This window comes from Methylobacterium sp. DB0501 (assembly GCF_011043735.1).
GTDB lineage: Bacteria > Pseudomonadota > Alphaproteobacteria > Rhizobiales > Beijerinckiaceae > Methylobacterium > Methylobacterium alsaeris.
This window is the reverse complement of the sequence record NZ_JAAKGV010000018.1, coordinates 184871-195248: the sequence shown is the minus strand read 5'-3', so window position 1 is coordinate 195248 and position 10378 is coordinate 184871. Positions and strand designations below refer to the sequence as shown.

General features: G+C 72.2%; 8 protein-coding genes. 5 read left to right on the top strand and 3 right to left on the bottom strand.

Annotation, left to right across the window (positions count from 1 at the left end; genetic code table 11):
• The 3 genes from G4G93_RS36050 to G4G93_RS24735 form a co-directional block, all read left to right on the top strand.
• Positions 1–1263 (top strand): MBG domain-containing protein (locus tag G4G93_RS36050; RefSeq protein WP_281409735.1); only part of this gene is annotated, 1263 nt, incomplete at its 5' end.
• Between the two features lie 48 nt (positions 1264–1311).
• Positions 1312–2088: a SapC family protein gene (locus tag G4G93_RS24740; RefSeq protein WP_165088352.1), complete on the top strand. Its 777-nt coding sequence runs from the start codon at positions 1312–1314 to the stop codon at positions 2086–2088.
• On the top strand, positions 2088–2714 hold the full coding sequence (locus tag G4G93_RS24735) for an invasion associated locus B family protein (RefSeq protein ID WP_165088349.1): 627 nt from the start codon (positions 2088–2090) through the stop codon (positions 2712–2714). The genes G4G93_RS24740 and G4G93_RS24735 overlap by 1 nt, the downstream gene beginning before the upstream one ends.
• A 570-nt stretch (positions 2715–3284) precedes the next feature.
• Here the strand turns inward: G4G93_RS24735 and G4G93_RS24730 are convergent.
• Positions 3285–3611 carry a hypothetical protein gene (locus G4G93_RS24730; RefSeq protein ID WP_165088347.1) on the bottom strand — a complete coding sequence of 109 codons (327 nt, stop codon included), beginning with the start codon at positions 3609–3611 and terminating at the stop codon, positions 3285–3287.
• 557 nt (positions 3612–4168) lie between these two features.
• On the opposite strand from G4G93_RS24730, the gene G4G93_RS24725 reads away from it, so the two are divergent.
• Positions 4169–5038 (top strand): 2,3,4,5-tetrahydropyridine-2,6-dicarboxylate N-succinyltransferase, encoded by an 870-nt coding sequence (locus G4G93_RS24725; RefSeq protein WP_246736991.1) that lies wholly within the window; start codon positions 4169–4171, stop codon positions 5036–5038.
• A 70-nt stretch (positions 5039–5108) separates the two neighbouring features.
• On the top strand, positions 5109–6305 hold the full coding sequence (locus tag G4G93_RS24720; protein ID WP_206289999.1) for a YbfB/YjiJ family MFS transporter: 1197 nt from the start codon (positions 5109–5111) through the stop codon (positions 6303–6305).
• A 51-nt stretch (positions 6306–6356) separates the two neighbouring features.
• Here the strand turns inward: G4G93_RS24720 and G4G93_RS24715 are convergent, their stop codons facing one another.
• Both G4G93_RS24715 and G4G93_RS24710 read right to left on the bottom strand, forming a co-directional pair.
• Positions 6357–9095 carry an EAL domain-containing protein gene (locus tag G4G93_RS24715; protein WP_165088344.1) on the bottom strand — a complete coding sequence of 913 codons (2739 nt, stop codon included), beginning with the start codon at positions 9093–9095 and terminating at the stop codon, positions 6357–6359.
• A gap of 30 nt (positions 9096–9125) precedes the next feature.
• Positions 9126–10259, bottom strand: a complete 1134-nt coding sequence (locus tag G4G93_RS24710) for a TRAP transporter substrate-binding protein (protein WP_165088342.1) — start codon at positions 10257–10259, stop codon at positions 9126–9128.
• Positions 10260–10378 lie beyond the last annotated feature (119 nt).

The following is a 10378-nucleotide window of genomic DNA, read 5'->3' as shown; positions in this document are numbered from 1 at the left end:
GTCGGGGCGGACCTCGCTGTCACGGCTCGACCRCTGACCCTCACGGCGGACGCGCARAGCCGGGTCTACGGCGASGCCAAYCCGGCCCTGACCTACCAGRTCGGCGGACGCGGGCTGGTCAACGGCGATGCTCTGAGCGGCGTCCTCGCCACCACGGCARACRCCCGCAGCAGCGTCGGCACCTACGGCATCGGCCAGGGCAGCTTGGCGGCTTCGYCCAACTACGCGGTGRGCTACGTCGGGGCGGACCTCGCTGTCACGGCTCGGCCGCTGACCCTCACGGCGGACGCGCAGAGCCGCGTCTACGGCGATGCCAACCCGGCCCTGACCTACCGGGTCGGCGGACGCGGGCTGGTCAACGGCGATGCTCTGAGCGGCGTCCTCGCCACCACGGCAGACGCCCGCAGCAGCGTCGGCACCTACGCCATCGGCCAGGGCAGTCTGGCGGCTTCGCCCAACTACGCAGTGAGCTACGTCGGGCTAGACCTCGCTGTCACGGCTCGGCCGCTGACTCTCACGGCGGACGGACAGAGCCGCGTCTACGGCGATGCCAATCCGGCCCTGACCTACCGGGTCGGCGGACGCGGGCTGGTCAACGGCGATGCTCTCACCGGCGTCCTCGCCACCACGGCAGACGCCCGCAGCAGCGTCGGCACCTACGGCATCGGCCAGGGCTCACTGACAGGCACGCCCAACTACAGCCTGACCTATGTCGGGGCGAACATGGCTGTCACCGCCCGGCCGATCACCGTCACGGCGGGTGCGCAGAACCGAATCTACGGCGATGCCAACCCGGCCCTGACCTACCGGGTCGGCGGGCGCGGCCTCGTCAACGGCGACGCGCTCTCGGGCGGGCTCGCCACCACGGCCGATGCCCGCAGCCCCGCCGGGACCTACTCCATCGACCAGGGCTCACTGACAGGCATGCCCAACTACAACCTGACCTATGTCGGGGCCCGCCTGACGGTGACGCCGGCCCCCGCCGCGGCCTCGCCGGCAGCCGCGATCGTCGGACCGACCTTCGCCAGCACCGTCGCGCACTCCACCGTCACGCCCGACGCATCCTCGGCGGGGACGCTCCGGATCGTGAGCAATCCCGTCGTGCCGGGAGCTCCGTCCGTCGCGGATCCTCGTTTCGACAAGACCGTGGTGTGTCTGACAGGCGCAGGCGGCTGCTTCATCATCGCGCCGAGCACCCTGCTCACCCAGCCGCTCGGAGCGACGATCGGGCCCCGCGCCGACGCCGCCCTGCCCACCCCTTAACCGACCCCCTTCGAGGCGTCCCTTCCCCCTGCCGTGAACAATCCCATCATGACCGCCCTGCCCCTGTTCTACCGCTCGGTCGTTCCCCTCGACCGCGACGCCCACCGCGCCTGGCACCTCGCCCAGCCGCAGCGTTTCGACTTCGCGCGCGACAGCCACATCGTGCCGGCGCTCGCCGAGGAGATCGGCGCCGCCTGCCGCCACCTGCCCATCGTCTTCCTGCCCGAGAGCCTCGGCCCCGTCCCCGTCTTCCTCGTCGGCGCCGCGCCGGGACAGTGCGCGCTCGTCGACGAGAACGGCACCTGGACCGGCCGCTACCTGCCCGCCTACCTGCGCCGCTACCCCTTCATCCTGGGCGAGAGCGAGGGCCACGAGCCCCTCGTCTGCGTCGACGCCGAGACCGATCTCGTCCGCACCGCCGCCGCTCCGCAGGAAGCGGGCGCGACGAGCCTGCCGCTCTTCACAGAGGACGGCCAGGAGACGCCGCTGCTGCAGGAGCGCATCCGCCTCGTCGCCGACTACGCCGAGGCCGCCCGCCGCACCGCCGCCTTCGGGCGGCTGCTGCAGGATCTCAAGATCCTGCGCCCCCTCACCATCCAGCTGCAGCATCCCCTCACCGGCGAGCACCACACCCTGCACGGCGCCCTCGGCGTCGACGAGGCCACCCTCGCCGCCCTGCCGGACGACGCCTTCGCGCGGCTGCGCCGCGAAGGCTGGCTGGCGATGGTCTACGCCCACCTCGTCAGCCTGCAGGCCGTCGCCGACTTCCTCGTGCCGGCCGCGCCGGCGCCCGCTCCCGCCGCTCACTCGGACGACATTGCGTGATGCCGTATTCCCCGCTGCCCCCCGCCCCGCCCACCCGCCGGCGCACGGCCGCCGCCGTCCTGCTCTCCGGCCTGCTCCTGAGCCTCCTCGGCGCATCGGTCGTGCCGGCCGCGGCGCAAGGCCCGCGCGCCAAGCCGGCCGCCGCCGAGGCCGCTCCGCCGGTGCCGGCCGAGCCGGGCCTGACGACCGCCACCTACGGCGACTGGATGCTGCGCTGCCAGCGGCTCGGCGGCGAGGGCGCGGGCCGCGTCTGCGAAGTGGCGCAGACGATCCAGGCCCAGGGCCAGTCGGGCCCGGTGGCGCAGGTCGCGATCGGGCGGCTTCCCGGCCAGGACGGCCTGCGCATGACGGTGCTGCTGCCGGCCAATGTGAGCTTCCCGTCGAGCGTGCGGGTGGCCGAGGCCAAGGATGCCAAGGCCGGCCTGGATCTGGCGTGGCGGCGTTGCATGCCGGGGGCATGCGTGGCGGACGGGGCAGCGACGGAGGCGGTGCTGACCAGCTGGCGCAAGGCCGAGGAGCCCGGCCGGATCACGTTCAAGGATGCGGACGGGCGCGAGGTGGCGGTCGCGCTGTCCCTGCGCGGGCTCGGAGCGGCCCTGGACGCGCTCGGCAAGGAGAAGATCTGAGCGGAACGCCGGAGCAGGCCGCGACTGGGATTGGGATCGCGCCGTTTCTGGTAATGCCGGTGAATGGTGCGTCTCAAGCCGTGTGGCTGACGAGACGAGCGGAGGGTGATCGTCGGGACGACGCGACGGTCTCACCCACCAGCCGATCGGCGATCCGGCCGACGGTGAGGGCGGCGGTCGTCGGCGCATGCCGGAGGCGGACCTTGGCCAGCCCGAGGTCGCGGGCTCGTGGCAGATGCAGAGCCCCCGCACGCCCAGCGACAGCGCGTCTTCGATACCTACCCGCCAGCGGCACTGCTCGGCGAAGGCCCCGTCGGGCTCTCACGGCCCCCAGCGCGGCGCGTTCGTCGCGCCGACGCGGCGTGGGTCGCGGCAAGGCGCGCTCGATCAAGACGATCGCTCGCTCGCACGACCGGCCGTGGCCGCAAGCTCGTCTTCAACGTGGTGCCCGGCCTGAGGGGCGACGCATTCCCGCTCCCGCCAGAGCAGCCTGGAGGCTCGTTTGCCCTGGCTGCAGACCGAGTGGAAGGTAGGCTGCCGGAACCTCGACGATGGTAGCCTCGGCCATGCTCATCTCCGGCCGCTGAATGTCGGTCTGCGTCGGTCGAGGAAGGCCGCGATGCCCTCGCGGCCGTCGGGAGACCGGCCGGCTTCGGCGATGCTGCGGGCCTCGCGCTCGAGCTGCGCTTCCAGGCCGGCACCGAGGCTGTCGGCGAGGAGGCCGCGGGCGAGCCCGAGGGCCCGCGTCGCGGATTCCGCGAGCCGGGCGGCGACCTCGGCGCCCTCGCCCGACAGGGCCGCGTCGTCGAGGGTGTCGGCCGATCGAGGGTGAGGGTGGCGACCGCCCCCGCGATCGCGACGCGAACGGAGTCGCTCATGCGGCTCTCTCCAGGGCATGACCACAGGGGCGCCGGGACCGTCCAGCCGCCCCCGGAGGCTGCGAACTACTGATTAGAGAATTATATTCTCATCGGTATGTTTTGCGTGGCGCGCAGCCGTATCCACTCCCTCCCGCCGACATTTTTCGGACCGGACGCCCTTGGCGGCCCCTTCTCCGCTCGAGACCGCGACAGCGCGGCGACGTGAGCGGGAGGCCGCGCGGCGGCCATCGTGCCGCGTCGTTCGTTGCAGACGTTCAGGGTACCGCCGCGCCCGAAGCTCTCGACGGGGCACAATCGGCATAGGCCCGGGGCAGCGCGGCCGGCGAGCACGACGGCAAGGACGTCGTCCCGGCGAGCGAGCGTCGAGACGCAGATCAGGAGGCCGAGCGCGCGGCGGTGCATTCTCCCCGGCTCCCCGCCGGCGAGATCATGGTCCGACATCCGGCAGCATCGTTAACCAACTCTTAAATATCGGGTTCGAATCGGCAATTTCTGCCCATTCCGGCGGCGCCGCTGTCATGACGGCCGTGTACGGCGGTGTTAGTGTTTTAGTAACGATCAAGGGCCGCCGACATGACCATGCATCACGTTTACAGGAACGAGCACGCCGTCGATCTCGAGCAGATCATCAACGATGCATGGGCGCATCCGCAGCAGCTCCATGTCGGAATGGAGGGACCCGTCCGCGAGGCCGTGAACGAAGCCATGGCCAGGCTCGACGACGGAACCCTGCGGGTCGCGGAGAAGATCGACGGCAGCTGGCGCGTCCACGAGTGGCTCATCAACGCCCTCATGGTCGCGTCTCACATCGGAGACTATTCCCTCGTCGAGGGCGGTCCCGGCGCCGCCTGCTGGTGGGACAAGGAGCACTCGAAATTCGCGGGCTGGGGAGAGGCGCAGTTCCGGGCCGCCGCCTTCCGGGCCCTGCCGGGCTGCTTCGTCCGCTACACCGCGCACGTCGGCCGCAAGGTCGTCCTGCTGCCGAGCTTCGTCAGCTGGGGCGCGCGCGTCGACGAGGGGACCATGATCGACTCGTGGGCCACCGTCGGCTCCTGCGCCCAGGTCGGCCGGAACGTCCACATCTCGGCCGGCGTCGTCCTCGGCGGCGTGATCGAGCCGCGCCAGGTGCGCCCGGTCGTCATCGAGGACGATTGCTTCGTGGGGGCGCAGTGCAGCGTGGTCGAGGGGATGATCGTCGGCGAGGGTTCGGTCATCGGCGCCGGCACCATCCTGTCCGCCTCGACGAAGATCATCGACCGGGCCACCGGCGAGGTGTTCCGCGGCGCGGTGCCGCCCTACTCCGTGGTGGTGCCGGGCTCCCTGCCGGGCCAGCCGCTGCCGGACGGCTCCCCGGGCCCGCTCCTGCACTGCGCCGTGATCGTCAAGCGCGTCGATGCCAGGACCCGCGCGAAGGCCTGCGTGAACGACCTCTTCCGGGCCTGATCGACACGGCCGGCCCCGGCGGGACCGGTGCCGGCCGCGATCGGACCTCCTTCGAGCGACGGGGCTTCGCATGCCGGTCCAGACGATCCACCCCCTTCGCCTGGCGACGGGAGGGCTCATCGCCCTCGCGGCCGCGATGGGCATCGGCCGCTTCTCCTACACGCCGATCCTGCCGGCGATGGCGGCGGATCTCGCCCTGACCCAGGCCCAGGCGGGCCTGCTGGCCTCGGCCAACCTGCTGGGCTACCTCGTCGGCGCCCTCGCCGCCGCGCTCCCGGCCCTGCGCGGCTCCCCGCGGCTGTGGTTCCTCGCCTCCCTGGCGGCGAGCGCCGTGAGCACGATCCTGATGGCCGCGGCGGGCGACGTCGCGACCTTCCTGCTCCTCCGGTTCGTCGGCGGCGTCGCGAGCGCCTTCGTGCTGGTCTTCGCCTCGAGCGTCATCCTCGACCGGCTCGCCGCGATGGGGCGCCCGACCCTGTCCTGCCTGCATTTCGCCGGGATCGGGGCCGGCATCGTCCTCTCCGCCCTCCTGGTGAACGCCGCCGGCGCCCTCGGCGCCGATTGGCGCGGCGACTGGCTGGTCGTCGGGCTGACCGCGCTCGTCGCCACGCCCGTCGTCGGCGTGCTGGTCCCGCCGGATGCGCGCAGCTCCGCCCCGGCCGCGGAACGGGGCGCGTTGCGGCTCGGCCGGCCCCTGGTCGCCCTCCTCGCGGCCTATTTCCTCTTCGGCCTCGGCTACGTCACCACCGCGACGTTCCTGGTGACGATCATCCGGGGCATGCCGGATCTGCGCTCCGCCGAGTCGGCGATCTGGCTCGTCGTCGGCCTGTCGGCGATGCCGTCGGTGGCGTTGTGGACCGGGCTCAGCCGCCGAATCGGCGTCGTGCCGACGCTCAGCCTCGCTTTCGTCGCCGAGGCGGCCGGCGTCGTCGGCAGCGTCGTCTCGGGCAGCGTCGGCGGCGCGGTCGTGGCGGCCGCGCTGCTCGGCGGGACCTTCGTGCCGATCACGGCGCTCGGGATCATGGCGGCCCGGTCCCTCGCCGGGACCCGCCGCCGCCAGGTCGTCGCCCTCATGACCTCGTCGTTCGGCCTCGGCTCGATCATCGCGCCGACGATCGCCGGGGCGATCGCGGATCTCACGAGCAGCTTCGCCCTGCCGAGCTTCCTCGCCGCGGGCGCCCTGACCCTCGCGGCCCTCCTCTCCCTCGCGGCCGAGCCGCGCCGGTCGTGCGGGGATCGCATCCTGCCCCAGGCGAGCGGCGCCTGAGACCCACGGCCCCCGCGGGTCTCCCGGGGATACCGTCGGGCATCCCCGTGGTCAGCCCAGGGCCCGGAGATCCGTCTCCGGGCGACGCGGTCCGGATGCGGCGGCGACCGCCTCGACGACGCGCAGGATCGGCTGGGGCCGCCCGAACAGGTAACCCTGCACCTGCGTGCATCCGGCCTCGCGCACGAGGGCGAGCTGCTGGGCCGTCTCGACGCCTTCCGCCGTGGTGCACATGCCGAGCTCGGTCGCGAGGCCGGCGAGCGCCTTGACGATGGCCGCGCTGTTCTCGCGCTCGGGCATGTCCTGCACGAAGGAGCGGTCGATCTTGATCTTGTCGAGCGGGAAATGGTGCAGGTGGCTCAAGGACGAGTAGCCCGTGCCGAAATCGTCGAGCACGATCCGCACGCCGAGGGCGCGCAGGCCCTCGAGGCACGCCTTGTTGCCGTGGCCCTTCGAGAACAGGGCGGTCTCGGTGATTTCCAGCTCCAGGCGATCCGGATCGAGGCCCGTCTCGGCGAGGACGCCCGTGACGTCGGCGACGATGGCGCTGCCGGCGAGCTGCAGCGGCGAGAGGTTCACGGCGATCCTCAAGCGCCCGGGAAGCATCGCGAAATCCGCACAGGCCTGCCGCAGGACCCAGGCGCCGATCTCGACGATGAGCCCGGTCTCCTCGGCGATGGGCACGAAGACCGCCGGGCTGACCGACCCGCGGACGGGATGGTGCCAGCGCAGCAGGGCCTCATAGCCGCACAGGGCGTCCGCGGCGAGATCGTGGATCGGCTGGTAGGCGAGTTCGAGCTGCCGGTTCGCGAGCGCCGAGCGCAGGTCGGCCTCGATCTCGAGCCGCTCGCGCAGCCGCGCGCTCATGTCCTCCGCGAAGACGCAGACCGTTCCCCGGCCGGCCGCCTTGGCCTGGTAGAGCGCGAGATCGGCCTGCTTGAGGAGCGTGTCGCCGTCGAGGTCGCCCGCGGTCGCGACCGCGATGCCGATGCTCGCCCCGGTGACGACCGCGTGGCCGAACACGTCGTAGGGGCAGCGCATCTCCGCGATGAGGCGCCGGCTCAGCGCCTCGGCCTCGGTCGGGAGGTCGGACGACGCGCAGATCAGCGCGAACTCGTCGCCGCCGAGCCGGGCCACGACCGTGTGGCCGGTGCAGGCCCGCAGGCGCTCCGCCACGAGCCGCAGGAGCTCGTCGCCGGCCGGGTGTCCCAGCGTGTCGTTGACGTCCTTGAAGCGGTCGAGATCGAGATACAGGACCGCGACGCTTCCACTCTGCTCCTGGATCGCCCGCAGAGCCACGTCGAGCTCGCTGCGGAACAGCACCCGGTTGGGCAACCGGGTGAGCGGGTCGTGGTGCGCCAGGAAGCGGATCCGGCCCTCGCGCTCGCTCAGGATGGCGTTCTGCCTCATGGCCTCCTCGGCGGCCTCGTTCGCGCGCCGGGTGGCGGCGGCGAGGTCGGCGAGGGCGAGCCGCAACGCCGTGATGTCGGTGCGGATTCCGACCGTGCACCCGTCCGCCGTGCGCCTTTCCGTGATCAGCAGCCACTGCCCGCCGGGCAGCTGGCGCTCGATCGTGCCGCTGCATGCGCGGTGCCAGGCGACCGTCTCCCGGACGAACGCATCGATGCGCCCTTCCGCCTGCGGGTACTGCCCGGCCTCGGCACCCCGGCGGATGACGTCCTCGAACAGCGCGCCCTTGACGATGAAGGGAGCGCTCTCGGCGTAGAGGTCGCAGTAGCGCCGGTTCCAGGTCACGAGTCGGTCGTTCTCGTCCCACATGACGAAGCCGTCGGACATCGCCTCGATCGCGTTCGTCAGGACCGTGCTGGCGCGGGTCCGCTCGGCATCGAGCCGCTCGCGCCCGCGCAGGGCGACGAGGAGCGCCACGGCGAAGGCGACGATCAGGACCGCGCCCGCGCCCGTGGTGGCGAGCAGGCGGACGCGATCGCGGCGCCCGTCCGCCATGGCCACGTCCCGCGGAATGGTGAGCCCGACGAAGATGTTGCCGTACAGCGTCGGCCGGACGACCGCGAAGGCGGCGTCGGGCCCGCCGGTCTCGGGCAGGACGAAGGCGCGGCCGTCGGCCCTCAAGCCGTCGAACCGTACCGCCTGCACCCGGCCCATGCCCACCTCGTCGTGCGGCAGGCTGGCGATCAGCTGGCCTCCCCGGCGCTGGAGCGCCACGCGCAGGCCGGGCTGGAGGCCCGTCTCGGCGAGCCCCCGGGTGAGGACCGGCAGCGGCACCTCCGCGACGGCCAGAACCTCCCCGGCCTTGGTCTCTCCGGCTGGCGGCAGCTCGATCAGGCGCCCGACATAGAGCGACCAGTCACCCGTGACCTGGTTGCGCACCGGTCCGAACACCGCGCTCGAGCCGATCGTCCGGGTCTGGTTGAACTCCGCCATGCCGAAGGGGAGCGGCCGGCCCGCCCCCCGCCGCCGGGTCGCCGCCCAGATCACCCCATCCGCCCCGACGAGGTAGAGGTCGCGGAAGGCGAGGGTCTGGAAATTCAGGCCGCGCAGGAGCTGGGTCGCGGCATCGGGCGTGATCGCGCCGCCCGGGGCCAGGCCGGCGAAGAGCGCGGGAAGGCTGGCGAGCGCGCCGTCGACCTGCAGCACCTGGCGGTTGAAGGCGGTCTCGACCGCCTGCGCCGAGCGCTCGAGACCGGCCCGCGCCGCCTGGCGGGCGGTCCGCTCGGCATTGCTCAGGAGCAGCGTCGTGCCGGCAGCCAGCAGCGCCAGGATGAGGATCGTTCCGGCGACGATCGCCAGCTTGAACTTACGCCACATCATCAGTCGCCAAATGCGGACGGGACCCCATGCTCATTCGGCCTTCGCCGTGACCCCGAGCGCGGGCTTCAGCGTCGTGTTCCAGGCCGCGACGCAGGCGTCGCCGCAGCGCTCGATCCAGCGCGGCAGCACCGTCTCGGTGAGGAGGCGGCGCCGTCGCTCGGCATCGCCGGGGGTGAGCGGCACCAGCGTCATCGGGTTGCGCGGCGCGCCCGGGCAGAGCGATTGGGCGGGCGATTGGGTGGCGCAGGCGAGGCCCCGCGCGGTGTCGTCCTCCGCCTGCTTCCAGATCCGCCGCTCCAGGTCGGCGACGCCCTGGCGCACCGCCTCCCGCAGATCGGCAGGGAGCGCCCGCCAGGCCGCGATGTTCGCGCCGAAGAACGACATGCCCCAGCTGATCGCCATGGCGTGAACGTGGGTCGCGACGTCCGCCAGACCGATCTCGTAGCCGCTCAGCGTGCCGGTGATCGCGCAATCGGCGACCCCGTCCCGCAACGCCGCCGTCGTCTCGGCGAACGGGATGATGACCGGCATCGCCCCGAGGGCGGCCATCAGCTCGGATTGCCCCACGGACGAGGTGCGGACGCGCCGGCCGCTCAGGTCGGACAGGCCGGTGAACGCGCGGGTGCAGAACAGGACCTGGGCCGGATAGGCGTAGATGCCGAGGAGCTCGATGCCGTAGCGCTCCCGCAGCACCTGGCGCAGGTGGTCCCGGTAGACCGCGACGGTCTGCTTCAGCGCCGCCATGTCGGGATTGATCGCCGGCAGATCCACGGCATTCAGCTCGGGCTCGTCCCCGGCCGCCACGGCCAGCAGCGCCGTGCCGAAGGGCACGACGCCGAGCCGCATCAGCTGGAGCATGTCCTCCCCGCGCAGGCCGCTCTCGTTGAAGGGACGGATGCTCACCGTGAGGCGGCCGCCCGTGCGTTCGCCGATCTCCGTCTGCCAGAACGGCTGCTCGAGCTGCTTGTACTGGCTCACGCCGGCGAGGCCGCCGACAACCGTCAGGCGGATCGGCTCCGCGGCACGGGCCCCGGATCCCGGCGGAGACACGAGCACCATCGCGGCCAGAGCCGCCGGGCGGATGGCCGTCCCTCTCTCCCGCCAAGTCCTGAGGCCGGTCAGGCGCGCTCGCCTCGCCCGGCCCGTCTTCGGTCGCTCGGCCATGAGCTGGCCTCCTGCCCTGCGGCATCGTCTCTGACCCGAATATCGCCGCGACATATTATGATTTTGCTAACCGACTGACTTTCTTCCATCATTGTCTTCTTGATAATGAATTCCGATTG